This window comes from Hanstruepera marina, assembly GCF_019880635.1.
Lineage (GTDB): Bacteria > Bacteroidota > Bacteroidia > Flavobacteriales > Flavobacteriaceae > Hanstruepera > Hanstruepera marina.
The window spans coordinates 407212-433968 of sequence record NZ_JAINVX010000002.1 but is presented as its reverse complement, the minus strand read 5'-3'; the positions used below and the strand labels follow the sequence as shown (position 1 = coordinate 433968).

Sequence of the window (26757 nt, the reverse complement as noted above, 5' to 3'; positions counted from 1 at the left end):
TAAACTAACAATATTCTAAAAGCCGCTAATAATTATTAGCGGCTTTTTGTTTTACAATTTTACGGCCAATAGGCTAAACAACAAGGTCAACAATATATAACCCAAACCAACCGAAGCAACAAAAAAAGTATTCAAAACGATCACAACAAATAGTATCCAAATTGGAACAAGTGTTACCGAAATGGCAAAACGAAATGTAGAGACAAACTCTATTTCGTTAATTCGAGGCTTGACAAACCAGACCCAAATGGCATATGGAACAAATAACACTATACACATTAGCGCTTTAAAAACAGACTTTAAAACTTTAGGCTTGTAATGCAATTTAAATGAGCAGTCCTTATAATTTGAAGCTATACAGTTATTAACAGCTGAAGGGTATAAAAAATTAACTTGAAGTTTTTCTAGTGTCTCAAGATCCTTATCATAATTATCAGCTGGAATATGTGTGGTTAATACCTCTAGGTTATCTGAAACAGCTTCCTTTAAATTTAAAATATCTTGATTGCGGTTATCTGAAATAAAATCTGTTGCATTTAACGGATTCCCTATAACCATAGAGACACTATCTGCAAAAGCATCAGCCTGTTCATAGTTTAACCCAATTGGTATAATCTTTAAATTCGTTTCCGGATAGGTTTCTAATGTTTCAAAAATAATTCTTGTAAAACCTTTGCTCAATGGTCTAACGGTTCGCCTAATATTATGATTGCCTTCAGGAAATAAGGCTACAACCTTTCCTTTATGCAATAACTCTCTACAATACTCAAAAATTTCATTATTGTTTTGAATAGTACTCCATCCATCGCGAACACGATAAACAGGCAACATATTCAAACTCATTAAAAAAGATTTTATTCTAGGATTTGTAAATACACTGGCACGTGTTAAAAAATAGGAGAACCTACCTGCTCTAGTAGCAATTAATAAGGCATCCATTAAGGCATTATTATGATTGGACAAAATAACCAAAGGTCCTGTTTTAGGTACTGCCTCTTTGTTTACTGTATGAAATCTCCTGTAATAAAAAAACAACCCCATTCGTAAATAAGCTCTCACCAGATGTAACCAAAGTGCTTTCAAACTACTGCGTGTTTTTTATGCGATTTAACAGACCAAAAATAGGCTAAAACCAATCCAGAAATAATATGCCAAATACCCCAAAATGCAGCCATTATTGCCATACCGCCTAACCCATTAAGAAACGTAAATATAAGTAGCAATCCTAGTCCAGAATTTTGAATCCCTGTTTCTATAGCTATTGTTTTTTGGTTTTTAAATGACAACCTAAATGCTTTGGCCACAAACAATCCTAGTAATATGGCCACTACATTATGACTAACACCTAAAACCAATACATGATGAATGTAATTATTAAAAACATCAAGGTTATTCATAAACGCTATGATAACAATAGCCACAAAAATCAATATGGAAAAAGGCTTTAAAAGTTTAGATGTTTTTATGGCAAAATCAGGAAACCTATAACGAACAAGCATTCCAAGCAATAAAGGTATTCCCAGAATTAAAACAACTAGCTTAACCAAATCTATTGGGCTTAAAGCTACGTATTGTAACAGCTCGGCTGTAGGTTGGTACATATTACCATAAAATTGAAAATTAAAAGGCGTCATAACCACAGCAATAAAGGTTGAAAATGCGGTTAAACTTACTGATAGAGCTGTATTTCCATTTGCCAAGTGTGTCATAAAATTGGAAATATTCCCTCCAGGACAGGCGGCAACCATCATCATACCCAAAGCAATACTTGCCTGAGGCTGAACAATTAAAATAAAGATAAATGTCACCAATGGCAACAAAACAAACTGCGACAGAATACCCACTAACACCAATTTGGGCTTTTTAAATAAGGCTCTAAAATCATCTACCGTAATGCCCAAAGCCACACCAAACATGACAATTGCCAATGCAATATTCAGAATCCATAAATTATTAGAATCGAAGTTAATTTGAACCTCATCGAGTTCCAGCATACTTAAAAAGTTAGTTAGTAAGCGGTAAGATGGCAGTTAATTTATTAAAAAACAAGTAAGTTTTTAAAAGAAGTCCATAATCAGGAAACTATTGAGCCATTTTTCACCTTACTTTCAGGATTTAAAAGTATAACACCAGAACCATTAACCGCACCAAGTAGTAAACATTCACTCATAAACTTGGCTATTTGTTTTTTGGGAAAGTTAACCACTGCAACAACTTGCCTATTAAGCAAGTCCGCTTTGTTATATAAGCTCGTGATTTGTGCTGAAGTTTTTTTTATACCCAAATCACCAAAATCTACCGTCAATTGATAAGCTGGTTTTTTGGCTTCAGGAAAATCATGTACTTCAGTTATGGTCCCCACACGAAGATCTACTTTTGTAAAATCCTCAAAATTTATTACATTATTCATGCTATAAAATTACATTATTTAATAACAAAGCAAAACCAAATTTATGTCATTAACACCTTCAAATATGTTGCCTTTAGGCACAACAGCTACAGAGTTTACATTACAAGACACCATATCAGGAAACAACTATAGTTTAAATGAGTTAAAAGGGCTAAAAGCCACCGTTATCATGTTTATCTGCAATCATTGTCCGTTTGTTAAACATGTAAACCCACAACTGGCTCAATTAGCCCGAGATTACAAGAGCAAGGGTATTAATTGTATTGCCATTTCCAGTAACGATGCCGAAAACTATCCTGAAGATGCACCCATACATTTAAAACAACAGGCTATAGACAACGACTTTAAGTTTCCCTATTTATACGATCAAACCCAAGCAGTCGCCAAAGCCTATGATGCTGCATGCACTCCAGATTTTTATGTTTTTGATGCCGAATTAAAATTAGTTTACCGTGGCCAATTAGACGATTCCAGACCCGGAAATGGCAAACCCTTAAATGGTAGCGATTTACGTCATGCTTTAGACTGTATAATAGAGCAAAAAGAAAACACACAAACCCAAAAGCCTAGCATGGGTTGTAATATCAAGTGGAAATAACCCAACGTTAAACCTATCTTTTGAGTCAGAACGAGTCTTTTTATTTTAAACAAGAGGAACGAAACAAAAGTTGTTTGCTTGCTCTGCGAGATATAATTTTAAATTTGGATAAAAACATAACCGAAACAAAAAAATATGGTATGCCTTGTTTTTGTTATAAAAACAAAATGTTCGCCTATTTATGGACAGATAAAAAAACTGTCGAACCTTATATCTTATTAGTTGAAGGTAATTATTTGGATTTTATCGAATTGGAAACTGGCAATCGTTCGCGTATGAAAATTTTAAGGGTTGATCCCTCTAAAGACATCCCCATAAAATTAGTTAGTACAATACTAAATAAGGCTATTGACTTATATAAAGAGGGCACTATAAAAACAAAATAATATGCTTAAACGCCTACACCTTTATGGTGGTATATTGATTGCCATCATTTTTATATTAACTGGACAGTATATGCATCATAATTATGATCATTTAAAAGATATGGAGCTCATGAATCGTGCGTTGTTTCGTGCTGGGCATCTATATATTTTGCTTTTCGGATTAGTTAATGTGTCTTTAGGCAGTTATTTTAAGATATCGCAAAATCAATGGGTTAAAACCTTTCAAATATTGGGCTCTATAACAATCCTATTATCTAGTGTTTTAATTATTTATGCGTTCTTTAAAGAATTACCTACTGAAAGTATAGAGAGGCCTTTAACCAGAATTAGTTTATATATAATACTGTTTGGCGTTTCTGTTCACGGTTTGATTGCTTTAATTATAAAAAAAGCTAGTTAGAAATTTCAACCGCAACTTACCAACCTTCACGCTTTATTAAATTTTCGATATGCGCATAATGGTGATCGCAATGCCAGGCATAAATACCGATGTTCTTTTTTAAAACAACTTCCTCATTATGCTCTGGATGAATAAAACGTCTATTCAAGTCATCATCACTTAAACCCTTTAAAAGAAAAACCAATTTGGCATGAACGGCTTTTAGGTGAAGTAAAGACAAGGCTATTGGCCCTGTTTTAGAATCAAACAATTCGGCCCAAAGGGCTTCATAGTAATACTTTATAACCGGGTTCTCCTCTGTTAATGCCCATTTAAACCGAATATAACTATGGTGGTGACTATCTGACACATGATGCACAACTTGCCTAATGGTCCAACCATCTGGTCGGTAGGGTGTATCTAATTGCTGGTCAGTTAAACCAACTGTTAATTGTGCTAATCGTTCTGGAAACGTTTCCAAAACCATAATCCAATTTTCAATTTGCGCTTTAGAAATTACATCTGGGCATTCAAAATGACCAATTGGATATTTAAGTTGTTCTAGATCATTAATTGCCATGGTTCTATGTTTATTTTATACAAAAGTGGTAAAAACTTCAATGTTTTAATGTAAAAATAAAAGCTTTATAGCATATTAAAGTTGACAATTAGCATACACCTCATAATTATTAATTATTTTTACAGTACTAATTCTGTAATATAAATCAAAAATATTCACATCTATTAAATCTTACAACCATGCCAAAAAAAGCAAACACGATTCTTATTTTATTGATTACTTTATTAGTATGCAATTGTAATCAAAAAGCTGAACAAACCGAAGAAACTACGCAACCAACTGAAACTGTCAATCTTGATGACTTTACTTCCAAACAAATGACAGGTGTTGAACAAATAACTGTTGATGTTGATTTGGATGCTGCTGTACAACGCCTATCCAAAGCGGTTACTTTTAAAACCATATCCAATCAAGATAGAGATGATTTCGACACTAAAGCGTTTACAGATTATCACAAATTTTTAGAGCAATCGTACCCATTGGTGCACAAAACACTAAAAAAAGAGATACATGGCGACCCAAGACCGTATAGCTTACTTTACACTTGGGAAGGCAAAGACCCTAATTTAGAGCCGGCTTTATTTTACGCGCATCAGGATGTTGTGCCAGTACCCGAAGAATCTAGAGATCAATGGAAAGAAGACCCATTTGCCGGCACCGTAAAAGATGGATATATCTGGGGACGTGGTGTATTGGATGATAAAAATCAAATCCACGCCATTTTAGAAGCCGCTGAAATGAAGCTAAAAGAAGGTTGGCAACCAGCTCGTACCCTTTATTTTGTATTCGGTCAAGATGAAGAAGTAGGTGGTGCTGAAGGTGCCAAGGTAATTGCTGATGTTTTAGAAGAACTCGGTATAGAACGCTTTGCTTACGTTATGGATGAGTCTGCGCCGTTAACTCCTGGTATATTCCCAGGTATTAAAGACAACACAGCCTTAATTGGTATTGCCCAAAAAGGTTTTATTAGTTTAGAATTAGCAATACATGGTGTTGGTGGACACTCGTCTATGCCTCCTGAAGAGTCTAACATAGGTATTTTAGCGGAAGCTATTACAAAATTAGAAGCTGCTCAATTTCCTTATAAAATACACCCAGCTGTTAGGTCGCAATATCGTTATATGGGACCAGAACTGGATGAAGAACTAAAACCATTATATGCAGCCGTAGCCTTTGGTAAAGATGATGAATTGACGGAGCAGGAACAAAAATTTATAGATGCCATGGCCAGAAATGAGGTGACTCGAGCCATGCTTCATACCACTATTGCTGTGACCATGTTTAACGCAGGTATTAAAGATAACGTATTACCGCCTTCTGCTACAGCTGTGGTGAATTTCAGACCTATGCCTGGTGATACTCCAGAAGTTATTATTGAACATGTTAAAAAAGCAATTGGTGATGACAGAATTCAAATTAGAGACATTTCTGCATCTACACCTGCGACAAACATTGCAGAAGTAGGCAATCCTGCTTATAATATGCTTGAAAAAACCATCCGTCAAATTTATGGTAATGACTTAATTGTATCTCCTTTCTTTGTAGTAGGTGGTTCGGACTCGAAACACTTTCAAGCTAGAGATTTTGCACCAGATGTATATACTATAACGGCTATTCAATTAGAAAATACTGAAGAATTTAAAGGATTCCACGGTGTGAATGAACGAATTTTGGTTGAGGAATACGCAAAATCTATTGGCTTCTTTTATACCATATTTGATAATTTGGAGGAATTGTAACGTATGATGTTAAAATATTATTTTTTCAATATTGCGCTAATCTTATCGTCTACAGCATTCGCACAGATAGAAACCTCAAAGGATTCTACACAAAATCAATTGGTCATACCTGATAAGGATGTTAAAGAAGATATCTTAAAAACGGCTTCTGAAGCATTTTCGAGTACTGATTTTCCAGGGTCATGGCCTATGTTTGGAACTGATCTTCGACTAAAACTTGGCGGCTATGTAAAAGCCGATTTCTTGTATGATTTAGATGGCACAACAGACAAGAGTCAATTTTTACTATCTACCATTCCTGTTAGAGGAGAACCTGAATATGGCAATGAAGGTTATATCTCTTTTATAGCGAAGGAAACTAGGGTTAATATTGATTTAAGACGCTTTGCTGAAAACAAAATCCCTTTACAACTATTTATTGAAGGTGATTTTTTTACAGATGGCAATCGCTTTAGATTACGTCATGCCTACATCACGGCGGGTGATTTTATAATAGGCCAAACCTGGACAACACTGTCCTTTTTAGGTTCTATGGCAGCTATGATTGACTTTGCCGCAGGCGATGCCTTGTTTGGTGGGAGGTCAGTGCAAATAAGATATCAAAATCAACTTTCAGAAAAAGTCAAACTTGCTGTTGGTGTTGAATATTTGAGTTCATTGGGCATTGAAAACTCAAACAATCTGGAAGGGCAAGCTAACGTGCAATTACCCTTATTGGCTTTAAGAATGGATTACAAATGGAAAACCGGTATTCTTTGGACAGGGGCCAGTTTAGCCCAATTGCGATGGGATGGTGGTCCTGCGGGACCATCAGATCAAACCGTCCAATGGGCGCTGGTTATAGCAGGACGACAGTACATTGGCGATAATAATTACTTCACCTTCAACTTTAATTATGGTGACGCCTATGGGGAAAATATTATTGCTTTTGCAGGAAGTAACGCCAATGCCGTATTAAATGCCGAAGGCAAGCTAGAATCCATGTTGGCAAAATCTATTATGGCTGGTTTCATGCATAGGTGGACTCCTAAATTGGAATCCAATTTTAATTATGCCTACGGTTGGTTGGACTCACCTGATTCTAGGGCGCCTTTCTCCCTAAAACGAGGTGGTGTAGGACACGCCAACCTGATTTACCAATTTGATAAAAACTTCTCTATTGGTGCTGAATATATGTGGGGGGAACAACGTACCACTAATGACGCTTATGGTGCCGCACATAGAATACAGACTATGGCAAAATTTGAATTTTAAAAAACATAAATAATGAAAAGCAAATACTTATTATCAACAATTCTTCTGCTTTTTACAATGGCTACAATGAATGCCCAAGATGAAAAGCTAGAAAAAAGTGCTGCCGATTTAGCTAAAGAATTGGCCAACCCTAATGCCACTTTGGGGCAAATGTTATTTCCAATAGATTTTATTGGCTATAACGGAGATATCAATAATGCTAGTGGCCAAAGCGCTTCGGTTGTAAGCTTTCAACCATCCTTACCGATTCCAATCTCTGAAGGGATAAATTTATATGTAAGACCTTTAATACCCATGTATATCTCACAACCCACTATTACGGCGAATGGTTTTGAGCAAAAATCAGGACTTGGTAATATTAGTGCAGATGTTGCTATTGGTAAAACCTGGCCATCTAAATGGATAACTTTAGTTGGTGTTTTCGGAAGTTTCAGAACAGCTTCAGATGAAGCATTACGAGCAAATTACACCACATTAGGCCCAGAAATGATGATTGCCAAATTAACCAGTTTTGGAGCTTTAGGGTTAATTGTTAGCCATGCCTGGAGTGTTGGAAGTGGTAAGGATGCTGACCCTACTAGTTCAGCTATATTACCTGATGACTTTTGGGCTACTTCTGGTCCTTCATCAGATGGTGTAAGCATAACAGCTGGACAATACTTTTATACCATTAATCTAAATAAAGGTTGGCAAATTACAGCCTCTCCAACTTACGCCTACAATCACAATGCTACTGATGGCAATAAATTTACATTACCCATTGGAACCGGTATTCAAAAAGTAACAAGAATTGGAAAGCTTCCAGTTAGATTTGGTGCACAGTATTGGTATTATGTTGCGTCGCCAGAGGCCTTTGGTCCTCAGCATCAATTTAGAATAACCATTGCGCCTGTAGTTCCTTTACCATGGTAGTGCAAAGAACGCCTTTCAAAATTTGATGAGAAACATCTCCATTCTATTAGGTCTGCTTTTTATTTCAACTATTTCAATAGCGCAAAATAAAACTCAAGATAGCTTGAAGCAAACTCAAGTGAAAGAAAAAAATCTGGACTTAACAGTAATGCCTTTTATCAGTTACAACCGTAATCTCAAGTTCATGTTTGGGGGCATACCTATGGCGATGTACAAACTAAATAAACAGGATACTATATCCCCTAAATCCTTATCGGGTGTTGCTGGTGTATATACCACCAATAAATCGTATTTTGTTGGTGTATTCAACAAGTTTTATTTTCATGAAGACCGTTGGCGTGGCACCCTATTATTGGCTTTAGGAGACCTTAACTCGCAATTTTTCGCAGGGGAGTTTAACAATGCCGACTTTTACAACTACGCCACTAATGCCACTATATTCAGCATGGGTATTCAAAGAAGACTAGTTACCAATTTCTATGGTGGTCTAACCTATACCTATGCTAGTTATAATACGGTTTTTGAAAACAATATAGTAGATGAGTCTACTACAATAACAAACGGTTTAGAATTAAATATTTTATTTGATACACGAGACAATGTGTACTATTCAACTACTGGAAATATGATTAATGCCAAATGGATTACCTATGCCGAATGGTTTGGAAATGAAGTCAATGCCAATAAAATAACGGCTAACTTCAATAAATATTTTGCCATGAGAGACCAAAAGGATGTATTAGCCGCTCGTTTTTCGGGAACATTTGGACTAGGCAATATCGCCTTTGAACAACAAGCTATTGTAGGCGGCAATGATATTAGAGGTTATTCTGAAGGAAAATATCGTGGCAATACGGTTATGGCACTTCAAGGGGAATACAGATTGAATTTTGCTAAACGTATGGGTGTAGTGGGTTTTGCAGGTATAGCAACGCTTTTTGGTGCCGATAACGATGATTTTGATGGCGAAGTATTACCTGGTGGTGGCGTTGGATTTCGATATAGAGCGTTTAAAGACACTAAATTCAATATCGGTCTAGATGCTGCTTTGGGCAAAGATGATTGGGGCGTGTATTTTAGAATTGGAGAAGCGTTCTAGAATCATTTAATAAATAGCTAATCCATATTTATTATTGTATGAGTATCAAAAAAAAGGCACTTAAAAGTGTTGTGGATAACAAAATAAAAACTCTAAATATCATTTTTAGAGTTTTAATTGTTTTCATGTCTGTAGTTGTTTTGTATGATGCTTTTGTATATGGTACGCCACTTTATTATATGCTATTCTTTTTTGGTGGTATAGTTATTGGAAAACTATATTTAAAATTATACTCCATTAATAAAAATGAAGAAACAGGAAAATTCCATTTAAACAGTGGCATATTAAACATTGTAATCACACTAGTTCTTTTATCACTGCGTTTTATATTTGGAAAACAAATTCTGGATTCTTTCGAGTTTCAATATACTAGTGATGCACTGTATTTGTTTTTTATAGGTCTTTACAAATCGAAATGGAAAGCCATTGTACATCATTTAGAGAATAAATTATTCAGTAATTTATAAAAAAGAAAAGCCCAACTAAATGTTGGACCCTTCAGCTATTAATCATTGTTGGTTGGCTAGTAAGCTTATAATTACCTTTTTAAATGCACTTAACGACATCTTTTCCTTGGTACGTCGCTGTTAATAATCAACTTATTTTTATAAATATAATCTTGCTTTTAGACCTAAAAAAAATTCATCTTTGCTTAATTTAACTTATTAGTTAATTTGTCTTTTCTACAGCAGGTGGTGCATATAATGGGTCAAGCGCATTTGGATCAGGCCAGTAAATGCGCGACTGTAATGAAAGCTTCCCATCATGTGCTGGCAGCCAATTAGATATTTTATCTTCTCCAGGATTGTCTTTCTGGATATAAACATCCAAAGAACCATCGTCGTTATATTTTAAGCCTTTGGTATTACTGCTTATTATGTAGCGATTGATTTCATTCTCTATAAGCAGTTGTTCAGGTAGTTTGTACATGGTTAGCGACCAAAATGATTTGGCCGGAGGCAATTCATCGGCATTAAAATGCAAGATATAGTTGTATTTAGATCCGTCGAGCTCCTCACCATCTGCATCAAAAGTAGTTTCGGGATAGAAAGCTTCTTCCAAATCATTTCCATAAAGCCCAAAATATGCTGCTGCTGCTCTTCTCAAATATTTCCCTTTCATGGCTTCCCTTGTTCCAAAGGAACCAGAAATCAATTGCCAACCATCTTTTCTCATACCTAACTTTGTTGACTCCTCTTTTATTTTTTCCATCCCTGATTGTACGCCTTCATTTATTGCTGCAAGAATTTCAGGTTCAATATCATCAGAGTTAAACGGTTTTCCAGGTGCTATTCCAATTTTTGCAAACCGTTCAAACATTGCTTTTTCATTAGGATGAATAGGTCCTTGAGTCATTAAAGCATTCAAATAACTAATGAAATTTGCATCGGCTACTTTCTGTGGATTGTATGGTGGGAAATCAGGATTTGGAGGCATAACATCAGCTTCCATGTTGCCTAAATATTTATTGAGTGACAATACTTTATAGCCTGTCATCAATTCTTGAGCCTTCTCAACATCATCAGGACCAAAAACTTGAGTGCGTCCAAGTGCTAAAAGGTAATTTCCTTCAGAATGAATGACCTTGTTAATTCCTTCTGGAGTTTCACCTTCCCAATTTGGGCCAACAAACATATAATTTCCTGCATCAAAACCTGTTTTACGGGTACCTACATAGTCTATATTGTGAGTATACATGTCTATGATCTGGAAAGAATAGTATCTTCCGTTGGTAATAGCAGGAACTTCCATAATTTGAGGTTGATGTGATAAATCAAGCCATACAGAGGAATAAAAAGTATCATTATTAGGTCGAACAATAATGGTGTCTTTTGGTCCATTCAATGTTGCATTATTCGAAAGCGTATTAAATGGTCCTGTAAATAGCCCTGATTCTTCATACATAGTATAGGCAAACATCATTTTGTAATGTTCTATCATAGGATAAGCATAGATGTATGCTTCTTCAGCAATTTGTTTGGCTTCTTGAGAAGTTAAATCTTGTTTTTTATTGTCGCAGGAATTTGTTCCTAACATAATTGCACCAAACAAAAAAACGGTGAATAATGTTTTCAGTTTTAAAGTTTTCATTTTAATCTATTTTTATTTTTTTAATACTTCAAACAAGGGTTGTCCCGAGGCCGCAGAGGGGATTTTGATTTTAAGATAATTTGATAAAGTTAATGCGATATCAACTGTTTCCACATTCCTAAAAACAGTTTGATGCTTCAATCCATTTCCTGCAAAAATCACTGGTACAGATGTGTCGTATTTCCATGGAGAACCGTGGGTGCTTGCTACCACTAAACCATCAAAGTCATTTATGTACCAATACGGTTCTGTAACTATGAATATTTCTCCCGATCTTTTGGGATTATAATTCCTTAACACCGACCTGTTCAGTTCAGTGTCTGCGAGTTTCCCCTCCAACAAATCAATGGATGGGATAGCAAACGCAATGCCTTCCTGAGTTTGAAGTTCGTGTGCCAGTGCTCGGGAAACTTCATTAATATCCAATTTGCTTTTTTCAATAACATCTCTATTTAAATACACATACGGATGGAAATAACCAGAAACAATTTTTTCGGTTAAATTGAACTTCTTTCTCATTACTTGACTTATGGTTGTTGTGTCAACACTGTCAATATCAAAATAGCCTGCGTCAACACCAAAGTTCTTCAAACGGTCAGGAACATCTGGGCCACCATGATCGGCGGATAAAACAATGAGTACATTATCCAGCCCAATTTTATCATCCACAAAACTTATCAGGTTTGCAAGTGTTCTGTCTAATCTTATTAGGTTGTCTTCACTTTCCAAACTTGCTGGACCAAAAGTATGTCCTATATAATCAGTAGATGAAAAACTCACCGATAGATAATCAGTAATATTATCACTGCCTAATTGTTCAGCTACAATCAATTCCTTAGCAAAATCTAAGGTTAACTCATCGCCAACTGGGCTAAGTGTTAAAAACGTAGTAAAGTATTTGTTATCTGTGTCTCCAAAATTATGCGGGAACACTACACCATATCCAGGAAGATTTGTTTCATAAGGCATATCATCTTCTTCACCATGAATATAGGTTGAAATATCGTTTGTTAAATTCCAACTGGTATTGGCATACGCTTTATACTTTTCTTTCTCGTTCCATTTGTTTACCCAATCTGGATAGTCATCATAATAGTATGTACTTGTTGCAAATTGACCAGTGGCCTTACTGAACCAGAACGCTTTTCCAGCATGACCAGCCATGGGTATTGCACCACGATCTTTAACCGAAACACCAAATATTTTAGATTTGCCATTGGTGAATAAAGCTAATTCATCTGAAAAAGTTGTTGAAATTAAAGCCGAAGGAGATCTCCCATCAGTTGAAGCAGCTGCTTGAGTGGGATCTATTTCAGTAGTCTTGTCCACTCCTTTACCTGAACCAATTAAGGGGTAACGGTAATCCTCCACGTTGTAAACCGATCGCTTATGTTCTTTATCATACCATAAATTACCTATCATGCCATGTTCAGAAGGGTCGGCACCTGTGGCCAACGTTGCGTGACCTACAACTGTTTCTGTATTGGCATGACGATGGTGCGCATTTTCATAAACGATACCTTCATTGTAAAAGTATTTAAATCCACCATCTGGTAAGCGATCTAAAACTGTACGAGGCAAATCAGCTCTTAATTGATCCACGGTTATTTGCAAGATTAATTTGGTTTTTGAATCGTTTTGTGAATACGTGTTTACAGAACCAATAAAAAAAATGATGCCTAGGAGTAAAAGGGATTTTTTAATCTGTTTTAAAAGCTTGTTACTCATCATTTATCAATTTGCTAATTATTTTTCACCATTTGTGGTCTTACCCATTCTCCTGATAAGGTCTCTGGTTTCGGCAAATACAATCGCATTACAACTGAAAATGGTCCTTTGGGTGCAGGTAACCAATTAGGTTCTTTTTCTTTGCCCGGAGATTCATTTTGAAAATAAAGGGTAAGTCCTCCGTCTTTGCCAAAAACGAAATCATCCATCATGGGTGAATTAAGCAGATAACGGTTAAGCGGGTTCTCCACGAGAAGGCTCGCCGGAAGCTCATACATGGTTAAGGACCAAAAGGCACCTACAGGAGGTAATTGTCCCGGTTCAAAACGAAGGGTGTACTTATTGGCACCGTTAAGTGGTTCATTTTCCGAGTCGACATAATAGGTTGGATAAATCGCCTCTTCGGCACTCGCTCCCCATATTCCCACTACTGCAGCTATCATCCTGTAGCTGTAGTTATTGTTAAGGTGTTCCCTGGTGCCAAATATTTCTGCTGACCCTAATCCTCCAGCTTCTGCTTGCGATTTAAGAGCCTCAAAATCAACCCAGGAATCTGCAATTCCTTGTTTTATTGCATTTTGAACTTCTGGAGAAAAAGAGTCCCATTTGAATTCTTCTCCAGCTCCAATTCCTAGTTTAGCAAAACGTTTCATTAATTCTTTTTCTGAAGGATGGGTAGGACAGAATTGCAGGAGATAGTTCAATTGCTCAAATACCTTTGGAGACGCTTTAATTTCATCCAGCGTTAAGGGTTCAATGAATTGAATATCCGGTGCTGCCTCTTGGGCGGGTAAATCAAGAAAGGAAGATAGCGATTGAAGATTATACTCCGACTGAATTTGCTTCACATTGTCGAGATCATCAGGATTGAAAAGTTGTGTTCTATACACTGCTAATACCCATTCAGTTTCAGCTTTAATAACCTTTTCAATGCCGCCAGGTTTTTCACCATCCCATTCTGGGCCAGCTATGAGAAAACGACCACCATTATTGCCCACTGTTCGCTTACCGATAAAATCAAAGTTATGGGTGTACATGTCAATAAGTTGTATACTGAAATAGCGATTTTCTTCCATTTTAGGAATTGTAAGAACTATAGGTTCTGAACGCAAATCCAAAGCTGCAAAGCTATACGGTGTATCGGAATTTGCAGTCTGTATAGTACGGTCTTCATGGGTATATACCCTCGCCATATTGATAACTGTATTCCAGGGGCCTTTGTAGTCTGAACTGTTTATGTCGATGAAGTAATTGTAAAGCCCTCGATAATGGTCGACCATTGGATTGGCATAAGTATAAGCCTCTTTGGCAATTTCTTTGGCTTCGTTAGCTGTTAGTTTTGGTTCTTCTATACAGGAAGTTAGTACTAGCAAGATTGCCAGTAATAGTAAATTGGTTTTCATTTTGATTGGTTTGTTTCTATATTAATTTTTTATTCATCAATATATTTAATATTAATTTTCTCAATTTCCCCATTAAAACGAAAGGGTGTACGATTGTAATAATCCAATGATACAGGCGAACCTAAATCAACACCTATGTCAAAAGTTTCAGAAGCTGTATGTATTGCAGGAACAGACCGTTCAATACGCCCTTGTCCTACTTGCTCTCCATTTACTTTTAAAGTAACTATAGCTGGAGCCATACGTTCTTTTGAATCGTACTTGGTTTCCACTTCAATTTTAACTTTTCCAGTAGGGATGGTTGTAGTTGAAGAAATTTTATATCGGTTTAAAGTCATAGCGTTGTATTCTACTTTCAAAAATCCTTTATCAATGTATACCGTAAAACCAGAAGAAATGCCACCTAAAGCAAAGAGAACACCTTCGGAGTTGTTATTAATCTCAGCATCAATAACGGCTAAAGTAGAGCGTCCGCTGACAAATTTAGGAGCCATAGCTTCAGGAATACGTCCTTGTCCTTCATAGAATGACCATTCAGTTAGTGAAGAAGAAGGTAGCTCGCTTGGACTGTAAAAAGCAGTATAAAATGAAGCTCCAATAGGATATACAAGATTATCTGTTGCTTCCTTGTCAAATACAACTTTTAGTTCTTCTAGTTTTTCAGGATTTTTATCTGCTAAATTCTCGGCTTGTGCATAATCTCCAGTGAGGTTATATAATTCCCACACCTCTTTTTCGGGTTCCCAGTTTATAACACCTGTTGGGTCTGTTGACCAAGGCATTTTTGGACCAAATGTTCCTGCAAACCATCCGTCATGGTAAACACCTCTACTGCCAAGAATTTCAAAATACTGGGCACCTTTAGTGGTTTTTGCATCTGCATTATCAAAGGTATAAACCATGGATGTTCCATCAAGAGGTTGTTGTTCCACACCATTCACCACTTTTGGAGGCGTGATATCAAGTATATCATAGATGGTTGAAGCAATATCGTTAACATGATGAAATTGCGAACGTACTTTACCATCATGCTTTATTTTTTTTGGCCAAGAAATGACCATAGGCGTTCGCGTACCACCCAAGTGAGCAGCTACAAGTTTTGTTCCCTGAAAGGGTGATGCCCCTGCATAAGCCCAGCCATGGTGATACATGATATCTAGCTGTGGCCCACCTAAAGCATCCATACCTCCATAATCTCTGTTAAGTACTTCTATTTGTTGCTCAACAGTAGACGGCATAGCATTTTGAGCTAATAGCTCACTAATGGTGCCGTTCATTCCTTCAGCTGAAGGACCGTTATCAGAGTTGATGTAAATGATTAAAGTATTTTCCAATAAGCCTTGTTGTTCTAACTCATCAACAATTTTTCCATATTGTGTATCAGTATGTTCTAAAAAGCCTGCATAAATCTCCATCAAACGACTTTGAAACTCACGTTGTGATTGAGGTACATCATCCCATTTTTGCATGCCTTTTGCTAGAGGGTTTAATTTAGCGTCTTCTGGAATCCAACCCATTTTCTTTTGTTTTTCAAAGGTCATGGTGCGCAACGCTTCCCATCCTTCATCAAATTTACCATCATACTTATCAGCCCATTCTTTAAAAATTTGATGAGGCCCATGAACAGCACCTGGGGTGAAATAGACAAAAAATGGTTTTTCAGGAGTTATAGTATTATTGGTTCGTATCCACTCAATAGCTTTAGTTGTCATATCTTCCGTAAGATGATAGTTTGGATCATGAGGTGGCTCAATAGGATTGGTGTTTTCAAATAAACGCGGTTCATATTGTGAAGTCTCACCTGCAAGAAAACCATAGAAGTAGTCAAATCCAATACCTGTAGGATAACGATCAAAAGGTCCTAGTTTTGTTATGTCTGTAATTGGAGTATTATGCCATTTACCGAACGCAGCTGTGTTGTAACCATAATAAGATAATACTTGTGCAACTGTAGCAGTTGATTTAGGAATTTTACCTAAATACCCATCCCAATCCGATGCCAATTCGGCTATTTGTCCTGTTGCTACTCTGTGGTGATTTCTACCTGTTAGTAATGAAGCTCGTGTAGGTGAACACATAGCAGTAGTATGAAAGGCGTTATATGAAATACCTGTTCCTGCCAAACGCTCCATAGTTGGCATATGAATAGGGCCACCAAAGGCACTTGGATTGGCAAAACCAGCATCATCAGTCATGAAAATTACAATATTAGGAGCTTCTGCTGGTAAGTGATTTTCAGCCTGTCGCCATTGATGCTTAGAGTCTGCCAAAGTTTTACCTGTAATACTTGAAGAAGCAGGTTCTTCAAATGGTAAAACAGTTCCTTCTTTCTGGGATTCCATTACTCCATTCTGTTTATTGTTTTGCTCACAAGCAAAGAATAGGCTAATAATTAGTAGTAAACTCCAAGTTAAGTAGTTACTTTTTTTTCTGTTTTGAAGTACTTTCATTTTTTTAAGTTTAGTATTTACATATTGTTTTTTGAAAACCAGTTTTTCCCCTTGATGCCAAAACGGTAGTTTAGTGAGAATAGACCAGCAGTACGGTCTCCAAGAAATTGTGCTTCGGCTCTCATTTGCCATCGGTAATTTATTTGCCACTGTGCCCCAATTAGCATGTTCCAAGGGTTGTTTATTTTCTTATCAAACGAATACCGGATGTATCCATTGTTAACAGAATCTTGTATATTCTCAAGACCATTGTTTAGCTTGGTATAAGGAATATAATATTTAAGTTGATCCGCTGGGCTTAAATTATCATACCAATCATTTAAATTGGTAATCATTTCATCAATTCGTGCTGGGGCATCAGGCGCTAATTCAGTTGCTCTTATAGAGCCTACAGTTTCACTATTAAAATTAGTATACATCGCTCCAGCCCATAGCGTAATATTCATTTTAGGATTATTCTTGAACTTAAATACAGGACCTGTTCGCAGTCCGGCAATGGACACTTTAGCAGGGTCATCTAGTCTAGGGTTAAAGCTATAAGTTTGGTTTGCGTCCAACGAGATAAACAATGGACCTACCGCTCCTGCGGCCATCATACCATAACCAACGTAGGTACCACTAACTTCGGTGGTGACACTCAAAGGTATAGGATCTATGAGCGTAACGCTTATATTTGCTTTTTTGGTTTTTCCAACAATACCATAGACATTTAAAAAAGGTAGAACCCACGTATCAAATCTTAAATTATAGGTCGAGGTTTGTGCAGTAATATCTTCAAAGGTCACAAATTCGCTTAGGTCAATCATTTCTGGATTGTCAGGACTATTTACATTGCCAAACCCTAATTGCATATTGTCAAGTGATAAATATTGAGTGCCAACAAGTGCGTTAAACATAACTCCTATAGGTAAGGGCATCCTTACTTTGGTATTATGTGCTTTATCCCCAAGAATTGGTAAAATGTAAGGATAGGGTTTACTAAAAAAAATCGAATCGGTTTTCGACATTATTTTAAGATCATCTTGAGCATTCGTATGAGAAACACCAAAAATTATAAAAATGAATAGGGTAAATAACTTTATTTTCATGTACAATAAGTTAAAGGTTTTTTTGACTGACGATAACAAATTTACTGAATTAGGACAAAGAATTTTAGACAAGGGTGTCAGGTTCCGGTAATAATTAATTCGAAACCAATTTAAAGGCTTTAGAAAGGAAACTATCAGCTTCTGTTTTGCGGATTGTTTTGATATAAACCGATAGTGTTATTCATAATTTCTTCAGCTAAAGAATTTAGGTAATCAACACTGAAATCGGAAAAATTCAATTTTGAGTACCACGCATCTGTTAGCGTATTATAAAATTGATGAATTTCTTTGTCTGTAAAATTTCCGCCAAAGTGAGGTTTTATTAATGGTAATAATATTTTAATCGAGCTTTGATTAAAATTACTATATACTTCAAAAAATTCTTTAATATGCGCGTTACGAAGCAATTGCTGATGAAATCTGACAGCCATCTTAAATCTGAACATAATCTTGTAAAGATCTGGCATTAATATTTTTAATTTTACTATTTCTGATTGAAAATTTTCATTCAGGCGAGAATGTTCTTTTAAAAGCTCTTCTATCAATTGCTCTTTATTATTAAAATAGTAATAAAAAGTTGCTCTAGGAAGGTGATATTTTTTAGATAATGCCTTTAAACTGAAATTAGGCCCATTAATTGCAAATTCCTCATAAGCAGCATCAATCCATTCTATATATTTTTTATTTCTTTCCATCACAAATTTGTTATCAGTAAATGCAAAAGTGTAGAACCAAATTTACTTTATGGTAAATAGTATTATTCATTTTTTTTCACAGATTCACTTTTTTTTCCAGCTCCAATAGGAATGTTAACTTTTAAAAATAGTGAATTGTTCTTTGTACCGCTTATGTCTTTATAAACATCAATTAAACCAAAATAATATTTAGCACCAATAGTCATGCCTTTACCTTTACCTATATTGTAGCCCAGACCAAAAGTAAAACCTGCATCAAACTTGTTGATCATATCTTTATTGAATTCTTTAATTTTTGCTTCTTTACCACCCTCATCAGAATTATATTCTATCCAAGATTTATACATTAATCCAAATTGCGGTCCACCTTCAACATACATATAATTATCAAACTTGTATTTTGCGAGTGCTGGAACTAAAAAATAATTCATTTTTTGACTGTAATCACCTTTTCCCTCGTAAATGGTGGCATCAAGCAACTCAAGATCAGCTGTTGTCAGCTTATGAAGTCCCAAATTAGATTTTGCCAAAACACCTGTATAGAGATACCACTGATTCTTCATTCGGATATCAAAATAAAAACCAAGATTCCATGTTGCCAAAGATTTAGAACTATCTAAATTGGAAATCTTCGACCAATTAAAGCCTGTTTCTAAACCAAACTCCAGACCATCAGAATTTAATTTATCTCCTAATAATAACGAAATTAATATTTGAGATTGAGCTGTTATACCTACTAGTAAGAAAGTAATAATTAAAAAGTATTTTTTCATATTAAAAACATTAAGATTCACAGAATTTGTATACAAAAATCAAACAATTTATGACTGTTTTAAAGATCGTGTTCCATTCACTAAAATAGTTAATTATAAACTTTAACAAATATATCTTAAAAAGAAAGAAAGAAAGAAAAGCCCAACATAATGCTGGGCTCTTCAAAAATTAACCAAATATTGGTTGGCTAGTTAACCTAAAACTATCTTTTTATAATGCGCTTAACGACATCTCTTCCCTCGCTATCAGTAACTTTAACTAAATATATTCCTGAATTTAAATCAGATATATCTATTTGTGATGCTTGGTTAGCTTGTTTAACTTTTGCTCCTAACATATTGTAGATAACAACAGATTTTGCCTGAACACCTGGCTGTAATGCAATGTTCATAACATCTTTAACAGGGTTCGGGTAAATTAGCAATTCGGTGGTGTCTAAAGTTGGTGTATCGACACTTAAAGTCATGTACGACACATCGTAAGTAATGATACCTAAATCTGGTGTAGACATATAAGCCGTAAAACCTGTACCATTAAAATCAATAGCCATTTGGTACGATTGCGTATAACCTATGTTCTGATAAGGCACCATAGTCCAGGTAGTACCGTAATCTTCTGAATGGAAAATAGTAGCTTGAGCAAATAAGGATGAATAAACCGTTGTTACCATTACTTCAGGGTGGTTTGGATCGTATAGCACTCTACTCGCATCATTCGTATTAAGTACGTGTACCCAATTGGCATAATGATCTGTAGATTTCCAAACACCATTTGAAGTTGCTAATGTAAATTCATTAGGGTCATTAGGACTTTGAACGATATCAAAAATACTTCCAGAAGTTGGATCAAGCGTTAAACCTGTACTTGAATTAGTCCAGTTGGTTCCACGATCAGTTGTAGACCATATTTCGCCACCTTGACTTATTAAAACTTCTTGATTATTACTAGGGTTTATCCACATAGAATTAATTCTACCTGTAGCTGGTAAGGTTACGTACGTAATGGTAGGTGCCCAAGGGTCTGAACTGGTTACATCAACTATTTGTGCTATAGCTGAACCCCAAGAATCAAAAGCTACCCAAACTTCGTTTGTATTTACAGGGTCTGGAACTAATGTTACAAGTGGGTCAAAGAAATTATAGAAGGTATGAAACGATTGACCATGGTCTGTACTTACGCTTAAAGCGTTTCCACTAAAACCACCAACTGCGCTAAAAACACGACCATACTGGTTTTCATCTACAAAATAACTACCACCATCATTACTCACGTAATCAATTTGTTGCACATTGTATGTGGTCTCTACCGATGTATTTAAATTTCTAGCAATAAAACCACCTTTGGCTCCATAATAAAGATATGGGTCATCCGATCCATTGTTTGGAGATAGTCCTACAGCAGAAGTAAAGCCATAAGGCGAAAACATTCTTGAAAGGGTTACGCCTCCATCAGTTGAGCGGAATGGATAATAGTTACTGGTGTAAATAACTTCATCATTATCATTTGGATTAAAAGTAGCTGATAACCCATAGAAGTAATCCGTTTCAGGCAAACCTACATCAAACCATTGCACTGACCAGTTTGCTCCACCATCAGAGCTTATGGCTATTTCGTTAGTCTCTAAAAGGTATATTTTGTTTGGAATTGAAGGGTGAAAAATAACCTCATTAACCTCTTGAAGTGAATAATCATCAAAAGGAATGGCTAATTCAGCCCAATTCGCACCTGCGTCCAATGTTTGGTAAACCGCTACTTGCTCGCCCCATCCTGGATCTGTACCTATCATCCAATGATCTGCATTGTTTGGGTCTACAGCTATGCCTCTTATATTTGTTGTTGCATAATGTTCTGTCCAAGTGGCTCCAGCATCCGTACTTACCAAAAGCCCTCCATTTACACCATTGGCACCGTTTCCTCTAGTAATAAATAAAAGATTTGGATCGTCATAGCTAATCAAAACTTTATCTACAGAAATAAGGTTATTGATTGGCCATATTTCATCATAAACCACTGTCCATGTGGCTCCACCATCCGTAGTATAATACGCACTGTCATAACTATCAAATCCAATTCTATACGTCTGCTTATAAAGCATGATATCAGTATCATTTCCGTAGAAACTATATCCTGTTGCCCACGATACTTCAGCAGATCCATTGACAGGTCTGTCAATTGATGTTAAAGCAAGGGTATTTAAATCTATCAAATAAACCGTATTAAAATCCTCATAACCGGTATTTGCAAGATAAAAGCTTAAGTGCGTATCATTAAGCGTTTGTAACTCCTTTATTTGTCCTCCAGATAAAGAATAAAACAATTCCCAGGTCACACCATTATTATGAGATACCAGGATATGGTTATTTAAAGTTGCAGCGTATAATTTATTTTCTGTATTCTGGTCATAGACCACATCAAATATACGTCCATACTCATCAGAAGTAATTGATGTTACTTGTGCAAAGGAAAATAGAGTTCCTAACATTAAACAAGCTACAACAAGTGATTTAAACTTTTTCATTGTGTACTTTTTTTTCATTGTGTTGTGATTTAAAGATTTTTCACAAAAGTCAACAAATCAAGTCGTTATTGCCGAATTTTAAGCCGGACAAAACGTGACATAATACATAAAAAACGTGATGCAGTCTATATTTGTGAGATGTAGGTGTACAAATCTTCGTTTTCGGTAAGCTCAATTTTTTTGGAGATACGTTCCTTTCGTTTTCTACAAGCCTCTGGTGTAATATTCATTATTGAGGCTATTTCTTTCATAGATAAGTTCATGTATAAATACGAAATAAAACGAATATCATTAGCGTTTAAATTTTCATGTTTGTCTTTAAGGCGATTTAACAAACCATGGTTAACCTCATCAAAATACTGAACAAAATTTTCCCATTCCTCGTCACTTTTAAGCAAACCTTTTAAACGTCTTATATGACTTGTTACTTCCCTGCTCGGTTTTATTTTATCAGATTGTTCCAAATCCTGAATAATAGTTTCAACCAAACGATTACGGTCTATTAAATACAAAGCTTTAGCTGAAAGCTTTCTGTTTTTGGATTCAATTTCTCGTTTGTGCTGTTCTTGTTCCAACAGCAATTTAGTTTCGTTTTCCTTGAGTTGTTTTTCCAGAATAACGTTATTGGCCTTTTCGTTTTCCAATTCCAAATTCAATATTTTTTCCTGCCTCGCCAACAAGTCTTTACGTTGTTTGTTTTTTATACGGCTTAACCTTAAAGACCATAGCAATAGAAAAATAACAAGAAAAGAACTAATAGCCAGAATAAGTATGAGTCGTTTTTGCGATTTAATACGTTGGCGCCCTTCATTTAATTGGGTTTCATAATTCAACACCTCAAACTTTACCTTATTGGCTTGGTATTGCCTGCTATTTTGCAGGTCGTATATGTCCTGTTTTAATTGCAACATGCTATCCATCGCTACTAATGCTTGAGGATAGTCACTTACTTGTTCACTATAGTTATGTATTAAACTATATATCTTGTATTTGGTTTCTAAATTAATGGGTTGCTGTTTTAAAGCACTATTCCCTAATGCTAAAGCATCACTCCAATTATTTTTGGCGTTTTCAATTTTTGCCAAGGTTAGCAAAAGTACCACGCGTGTTTCGGCATAACGATTGCCTTCCAACTTGGGCATCAGTACGTTTATCAACTTTTCAGACTCTTGTACTTTACCAAGTGCATGTAACAATACAGCCTCTAGAGCTTCGGCTTCAAGAAGGTAGTCGGGATCGTCGACTAGAAGCTTTATAGCTTCCTTAATATAGGGCATTGCAGTTTCTGGTTGCCCTATGTCATGGTATACCTGTGCTAAATTAATGGCGTAAATGCCTTTTTTTGATTGGTCTTTGGGAACTAAAGCTAAATCGTAAGCCTTTTGAAAATACTCAATAGCCTTGTCTGAATCGTTCTCTTGAGAATACAATATGGCTATATTATTTAAGGAGGTCATTTCGTAGCTGTAATCCAATTCCTTAATAGCAATTTTATAAGACTCTAAATAATACTCTAATGCTTCATTGTTATCGAGTAGTTTATGATAGTTTAAGCCAATATTGTTAATGGCTACAAACTGATTGGTGTAATCTTCATTTTCTTCGGCCTGTACTCGAGCTTTAGTCAATAATTCCAAAGATTCACTGTAATTGCCCTCCATCATAGCATTAACGCCTTCAACTATAATATCATAAGTCTCATTGTTTTGACCTATTACATAACAGGCGTTCAATGCGAACAAAACAAATAATATGTACGACTTAATTTTCAATGCTAAATACATTTACATTTCAAAAATACAATAAATGAATGGCTTCTATTTCTAAAACCTTACAAAACACGTTAAAGTTACTATATTTTTAGCCTACTTTTATACGGGTAACGTGTTAGATTTTGATAAATTTGTTATCTTATTACTTTCTTTAAAGCCATCAGCAAATGAATAAAACCAATGGTATTTTAAGTTTAATTTTTGTGCTCATTTTTCAAATTTCATGGTCACAAGCTCATACTACTGAAAAAGATAGCACCTATTCTCCTTATCAATTATTATCAAGTTACTACGATTCAGATTTTAAACCGTTTAAAAAAAGGAATGTGTATTTAGGTTTAGCTCTTTCACTTGAAGATAGAAAAGTGCAAAATGCCAATAATATAATTGAAACCGTATTGGATGGTGACCGATTAAATTACGACATCACACTAAAAGGTGGGTACTTTATTGGAAATTATGCCATGGCTGGTATTGGAGCTCGTTATCATCAAAACAAATTTTCTGGAACGGTATTAAGAGATTCAGATACCATTCAGTCCAAATCCATAACCAGAGGTTATGCCATAGCACCTTACTTTAGATCAACAGTGCCTTTAACCCGCAATGAGCGCTTAAGCTTCTTTACCGAACTGGGAGTAACATTTGGAGGAAGTAATACGCTAACCCGAGATATCAAAAATATAGACCAAATTGATAAAGTATATACCACAAATTTTAATTTTAGAGTAGGTATCAGTCCAGGCATTACGTTTTTTGCTATGGAAAATTTTGCTTTAGAAGTTGGATTGGATGTATTGGGCTATGAATTGAATTCATCAAAAACCACCAAAAATGATATAGAGGAATCCAGCAAAGTTAGACAGAATGTAGATTTTAACATTAACATATTGTCCCTTAAGATAGGGCTTGCCTATTACTTTGGAGGATAACATGAACGTTTGGTGTTCATTAAAGACTAAAAATATGAAGAAGATTATTTTAATTACTGCAGCATGGGCGGTTATGCTATTGTCTTGTGTTGAAGAAGATTATTTTGGAAAATCCCAATATGGTTATATCAAAACTATTGAAGTTAGTAACCAATCTAGTGTTGCAACTATTATTAGGGATAGTTTATTGGTTACAGTAGAAATTCCAGGTGGTGTTGATTTAACATCCATTAGTATTGAAAAGCTCGAGCTGTCATCATTTGCAAGCAGTAATAAATCCCAAGGCGACATCCTTAATTTAGATAATGATGATACGATTAGTGTTACTGCCGAAGATGGATCTGTTTATAATTGGACGATTCGCGCCTATGTAGCTTCTGAAACCCCTCAACTGGATAATTGGCAGTTAAATGATTGGTATATGACGGCTACCAATTATTATGAACCTGGAGCAGATGCAGCGACTACTATTTGGGGTACTGGAAATCAAGGCACTCAAATTTTAAATATTCTGGCTACAATTCCTGAAGATTTAGGTGTTGACAATTTAGCGGCTAAAATGATAACTTTAGACAATGGTACTTTGGCAGGGACTTTTGGCGCCCCTATTTCAGCTGGGTCATTATTTACAGGGTATTTTGATCCAGATAATATTGATTTGAGTAACCCTCAAGCAGCTATTGAGTTTGGAACACCATTTTCTGGACGACCACTAAAAATTCGATTTAAATACAGTTATGTACCAGGTGAGGAAAATAAAGATCGTGACGGTGATCTTTTAAGCTATAGCGATGCCTGTGATATTTATGCCTTATTGGAAATTAGGCAAGGCGGTGAAATACAGCGTTTAGGCACAGCCTGGTTTAGGAGTGATATTACTCAAAACGAATTAATAACTCAAGAAATTGAATTCACTTATGGTGAGTTGGACAGTAGTTTCCCTGCATACATGTACCCAGAAAACAACACTTATGTATCACCTGACGTAGCTGAATTTGGTTTACCAACCCACATTACTTTTGTGGCTTCTTCTAGTTTTGATGGCGCAAACTTTGCAGGTGCCATAGATAGCACTTTAATTATAGATGATATTGAATTAGTTTATGAATAACCCCCAAAAGCTAAAGTCATAATTACTTTTTTTCAAAAGCCTTTACAAAGCGTTTGGCTCGTGGATTTCCAGAATTGAGCTCCAAGGCTTTTTTGTAGTTTTCGTAAGCGTTTAAACTATCTCCTGTTCGTAAATAGGCATCTGCAAGACTATCATATACATTATCACTTTCAGGATATAAAGCAACATTCATTTTAAAAACAGCTATGGCATGGTCGTTCTCTTCCTTTCGTAATAATTCATAACCATAACTATTAAATTCCCGCTCTTCAATTAAAACACTCGTAGAATCTTGTTTCTTTATATCTAGAAACCCTGCCAAGGCTTCATCAAAGTTATTGGCTTTAAGGTGCATGCTCGGCGTTTTAAATGAATCGGCTACTTTTAAATAGTCGTAAGTAAAACTGGAATCATCATTTTCAGACACAATACCCATATAGCGCTTTTGGGTTTCTGGTTGCTGCACAAAACGTAGTTTTTTATACATATCCGGTACAAAAAAAGTGGTTTCATCCAATGCCACGGGTTTTAATTTATCATTCCCTCTCCATTTTAAAAACAGTGTATTATTCTCGTAATAGACATCAATAACTTCATCTTGAGAATATAGATAACGCCCAGAAGTAGTATTAATTACATCTTGAGAATACTCAACATTGTTGGAACAATTTAATAGCATTATTAAAAAAACCGTTAAAGGCATTACAGTTTTGATTTTCATAAATTCATATAGTTTTTGATGGGTTAGCTGAAAAGTACAAAATATTGTATAAAAAAAAGTCTCATTATAAATGAGACGATTTTTTTTAAAATTTGTTACGGTATGAACAGATAATTT

24 protein-coding genes are annotated in these 26757 nt (G+C 35.6%); 10 read left to right on the top strand and 14 right to left on the bottom strand.

Annotated features, from left to right (window positions below; all coding sequences use genetic code 11):
• Positions 1-51: 51 nt before the first annotated feature.
• From K7G76_RS09720 to K7G76_RS09710, 3 genes are all read right to left on the bottom strand, one after another.
• Positions 52-1083 carry a lysophospholipid acyltransferase family protein gene (locus K7G76_RS09720; protein WP_255572982.1) on the bottom strand — a complete coding sequence of 344 codons (1032 nt, stop codon included), beginning with the start codon at positions 1081-1083 and terminating at the stop codon, positions 52-54.
• Complete coding sequence (locus K7G76_RS09715) at positions 1080-1994, bottom strand: bile acid:sodium symporter family protein (protein ID WP_223034004.1); 915 nt, start codon at positions 1992-1994, stop codon at positions 1080-1082. The genes K7G76_RS09720 and K7G76_RS09715 overlap by 4 nt, the downstream gene beginning before the upstream one ends.
• Before the next feature lie 80 nt (positions 1995-2074).
• Positions 2075-2410: a tRNA-binding protein gene (locus tag K7G76_RS09710; protein ID WP_223034003.1), complete on the bottom strand. Its 336-nt coding sequence runs from the start codon at positions 2408-2410 to the stop codon at positions 2075-2077.
• 43 nt (positions 2411-2453) lie between these two features.
• Between K7G76_RS09710 and K7G76_RS09705 the strand changes: the two genes are divergently transcribed.
• From K7G76_RS09705 to K7G76_RS09695, 3 genes are read left to right on the top strand one after another with little or no spacing between them, the layout of a single operon-like run.
• A complete protein-coding gene (locus K7G76_RS09705) occupies positions 2454-3008 on the top strand; it encodes a thioredoxin family protein (protein WP_223034002.1) in 555 nt (184 codons plus the stop codon).
• A 20-nt stretch (positions 3009-3028) separates the two neighbouring features.
• Positions 3029-3394: a DUF1801 domain-containing protein gene (locus tag K7G76_RS09700; protein WP_223034001.1), complete on the top strand. Its 366-nt coding sequence runs from the start codon at positions 3029-3031 to the stop codon at positions 3392-3394.
• A 1-nt stretch (position 3395) separates the two neighbouring features.
• Positions 3396-3794, top strand: coding sequence for a hypothetical protein (locus K7G76_RS09695; protein WP_223034000.1), 399 nt, complete (start codon positions 3396-3398; stop codon positions 3792-3794).
• Positions 3795-3810: 16 nt separating this feature from the next.
• Here the strand turns inward: K7G76_RS09695 and K7G76_RS09690 are convergent, their stop codons facing one another.
• A complete protein-coding gene (locus K7G76_RS09690) occupies positions 3811-4353 on the bottom strand; it encodes a YfiT family bacillithiol transferase (protein WP_223033999.1) in 543 nt (180 codons plus the stop codon).
• Between the two features lie 179 nt (positions 4354-4532).
• On the opposite strand from K7G76_RS09690, the gene K7G76_RS09685 reads away from it, so the two are divergent.
• The 5 genes from K7G76_RS09685 to K7G76_RS09665 are packed head-to-tail and all read left to right on the top strand — an operon-like array spanning position 4533 to position 9824.
• Positions 4533-6092, top strand: a complete 1560-nt coding sequence (locus tag K7G76_RS09685) for a M20 family peptidase (RefSeq protein ID WP_223033998.1) — start codon at positions 4533-4535, stop codon at positions 6090-6092.
• 3 nt (positions 6093-6095) lie between these two features.
• Entirely contained in the window at positions 6096-7346 is a 1251-nt protein-coding gene (locus tag K7G76_RS09680; protein WP_223033997.1) for a DcaP family trimeric outer membrane transporter, read from the top strand.
• Positions 7347-7358: 12 nt separating this feature from the next.
• On the top strand, positions 7359-8258 hold the full coding sequence (locus tag K7G76_RS09675) for a hypothetical protein (protein WP_223033996.1): 900 nt from the start codon (positions 7359-7361) through the stop codon (positions 8256-8258).
• 25 nt (positions 8259-8283) lie between these two features.
• Positions 8284-9357: a BamA/TamA family outer membrane protein gene (locus K7G76_RS09670; protein WP_223033995.1), complete on the top strand. Its 1074-nt coding sequence runs from the start codon at positions 8284-8286 to the stop codon at positions 9355-9357.
• A 38-nt stretch (positions 9358-9395) separates the two neighbouring features.
• Positions 9396-9824, top strand: coding sequence for a hypothetical protein (locus K7G76_RS09665; RefSeq protein ID WP_223033994.1), 429 nt, complete (start codon positions 9396-9398; stop codon positions 9822-9824).
• 202 nt (positions 9825-10026) lie between these two features.
• Here the strand turns inward: K7G76_RS09665 and K7G76_RS09660 are convergent, their stop codons facing one another.
• From K7G76_RS09660 to K7G76_RS09620, 9 genes are all read right to left on the bottom strand, one after another.
• Positions 10027-11448: a DUF1254 domain-containing protein gene (locus K7G76_RS09660; protein ID WP_223033993.1), complete on the bottom strand. Its 1422-nt coding sequence runs from the start codon at positions 11446-11448 to the stop codon at positions 10027-10029.
• A 12-nt stretch (positions 11449-11460) separates the two neighbouring features.
• On the bottom strand, positions 11461-13176 hold the full coding sequence (locus K7G76_RS09655; protein WP_255572981.1) for an alkaline phosphatase family protein: 1716 nt from the start codon (positions 13174-13176) through the stop codon (positions 11461-11463).
• 14 nt (positions 13177-13190) lie between these two features.
• Positions 13191-14579, bottom strand: coding sequence for a DUF1254 domain-containing protein (locus K7G76_RS09650; RefSeq protein WP_223033992.1), 1389 nt, complete (start codon positions 14577-14579; stop codon positions 13191-13193).
• A gap of 29 nt (positions 14580-14608) precedes the next feature.
• Positions 14609-17029, bottom strand: a complete 2421-nt coding sequence (locus tag K7G76_RS09645; protein ID WP_223033991.1) for an arylsulfatase — start codon at positions 17027-17029, stop codon at positions 14609-14611.
• 17 nt (positions 17030-17046) lie between these two features.
• Positions 17047-18117 carry a hypothetical protein gene (locus tag K7G76_RS09640; RefSeq protein WP_223033990.1) on the bottom strand — a complete coding sequence of 357 codons (1071 nt, stop codon included), beginning with the start codon at positions 18115-18117 and terminating at the stop codon, positions 17047-17049.
• A gap of 134 nt (positions 18118-18251) precedes the next feature.
• Entirely contained in the window at positions 18252-18812 is a 561-nt protein-coding gene (locus K7G76_RS09635) for a TetR/AcrR family transcriptional regulator (RefSeq protein WP_223033989.1), read from the bottom strand.
• A 62-nt stretch (positions 18813-18874) separates the two neighbouring features.
• A complete protein-coding gene (locus K7G76_RS09630; RefSeq protein ID WP_223033988.1) occupies positions 18875-19585 on the bottom strand; it encodes a porin family protein in 711 nt (236 codons plus the stop codon).
• Positions 19586-19788: 203 nt separating this feature from the next.
• Positions 19789-22122: a VPS10 domain-containing protein gene (locus tag K7G76_RS09625; RefSeq protein WP_223033987.1), complete on the bottom strand. Its 2334-nt coding sequence runs from the start codon at positions 22120-22122 to the stop codon at positions 19789-19791.
• Positions 22123-22229: 107 nt separating this feature from the next.
• Entirely contained in the window at positions 22230-23846 is a 1617-nt protein-coding gene (locus tag K7G76_RS09620; RefSeq protein ID WP_223033986.1) for a tetratricopeptide repeat protein, read from the bottom strand.
• Between the two features lie 197 nt (positions 23847-24043).
• On the opposite strand from K7G76_RS09620, the gene K7G76_RS09615 reads away from it, so the two are divergent.
• Positions 24044-24808: a hypothetical protein gene (locus tag K7G76_RS09615; protein WP_223033985.1), complete on the top strand. Its 765-nt coding sequence runs from the start codon at positions 24044-24046 to the stop codon at positions 24806-24808.
• Between the two features lie 34 nt (positions 24809-24842).
• A complete protein-coding gene (locus tag K7G76_RS09610) occupies positions 24843-25919 on the top strand; it encodes a PCMD domain-containing protein (protein ID WP_223033984.1) in 1077 nt (358 codons plus the stop codon).
• Positions 25920-25941: 22 nt separating this feature from the next.
• Here the strand turns inward: K7G76_RS09610 and K7G76_RS09605 are convergent, their stop codons facing one another.
• Complete coding sequence (locus K7G76_RS09605) at positions 25942-26640, bottom strand: tetratricopeptide repeat protein (protein ID WP_223033983.1); 699 nt, start codon at positions 26638-26640, stop codon at positions 25942-25944.
• Between the last annotated feature and the right edge of the window lie 117 nt (positions 26641-26757).

Bases quoted from the DNA above. Each gene is read 5' to 3' on its own strand.
- K7G76_RS09670 (WP_223033995.1), top strand. From the start codon at position 8,284: ATGAGAAACATCTCCATTCTATTAGGTCTGCTTTTTATTTCAACTATT.
- K7G76_RS09650 (WP_223033992.1), bottom strand. From the start codon at position 14,579: ATGAAAACCAATTTACTATTACTGGCAATCTTGCTAGTACTAACTTCC.
- K7G76_RS09680 (WP_223033997.1), top strand. From the start codon at position 6,096: ATGATGTTAAAATATTATTTTTTCAATATTGCGCTAATCTTATCGTCT.
- K7G76_RS09660 (WP_223033993.1), bottom strand. From the start codon at position 11,448: ATGAAAACTTTAAAACTGAAAACATTATTCACCGTTTTTTTGTTTGGT.
- K7G76_RS09635 (WP_223033989.1), bottom strand. From the start codon at position 18,812: ATGGAAAGAAATAAAAAATATATAGAATGGATTGATGCTGCTTATGAG.
- K7G76_RS09605 (WP_223033983.1), bottom strand. From the start codon at position 26,640: ATGAAAATCAAAACTGTAATGCCTTTAACGGTTTTTTTAATAATGCTA.
- K7G76_RS09695 (WP_223034000.1), top strand. From the start codon at position 3,396: ATGCTTAAACGCCTACACCTTTATGGTGGTATATTGATTGCCATCATT.
- K7G76_RS09645 (WP_223033991.1), bottom strand. From the start codon at position 17,029: ATGAAAGTACTTCAAAACAGAAAAAAAAGTAACTACTTAACTTGGAGT.
- K7G76_RS09640 (WP_223033990.1), bottom strand. From the start codon at position 18,117: ATGAAAATAAAGTTATTTACCCTATTCATTTTTATAATTTTTGGTGTT.
- K7G76_RS09655 (WP_255572981.1), bottom strand. From the start codon at position 13,176: ATGAGTAACAAGCTTTTAAAACAGATTAAAAAATCCCTTTTACTCCTA.
- K7G76_RS09690 (WP_223033999.1), bottom strand. From the start codon at position 4,353: ATGGCAATTAATGATCTAGAACAACTTAAATATCCAATTGGTCATTTT.
- K7G76_RS09705 (WP_223034002.1), top strand. From the start codon at position 2,454: ATGTCATTAACACCTTCAAATATGTTGCCTTTAGGCACAACAGCTACA.
- K7G76_RS09710 (WP_223034003.1), bottom strand. From the start codon at position 2,410: ATGAATAATGTAATAAATTTTGAGGATTTTACAAAAGTAGATCTTCGT.
- K7G76_RS09615 (WP_223033985.1), top strand. From the start codon at position 24,044: ATGAATAAAACCAATGGTATTTTAAGTTTAATTTTTGTGCTCATTTTT.
- K7G76_RS09625 (WP_223033987.1), bottom strand. From the start codon at position 22,122: ATGAAAAAAAAGTACACAATGAAAAAGTTTAAATCACTTGTTGTAGCT.
- K7G76_RS09715 (WP_223034004.1), bottom strand. From the start codon at position 1,994: ATGCTGGAACTCGATGAGGTTCAAATTAACTTCGATTCTAATAATTTA.
- K7G76_RS09675 (WP_223033996.1), top strand. From the start codon at position 7,359: ATGAAAAGCAAATACTTATTATCAACAATTCTTCTGCTTTTTACAATG.
- K7G76_RS09630 (WP_223033988.1), bottom strand. From the start codon at position 19,585: ATGAAAAAATACTTTTTAATTATTACTTTCTTACTAGTAGGTATAACA.
- K7G76_RS09665 (WP_223033994.1), top strand. From the start codon at position 9,396: ATGAGTATCAAAAAAAAGGCACTTAAAAGTGTTGTGGATAACAAAATA.
- K7G76_RS09610 (WP_223033984.1), top strand. From the start codon at position 24,843: ATGAAGAAGATTATTTTAATTACTGCAGCATGGGCGGTTATGCTATTG.
- K7G76_RS09685 (WP_223033998.1), top strand. From the start codon at position 4,533: ATGCCAAAAAAAGCAAACACGATTCTTATTTTATTGATTACTTTATTA.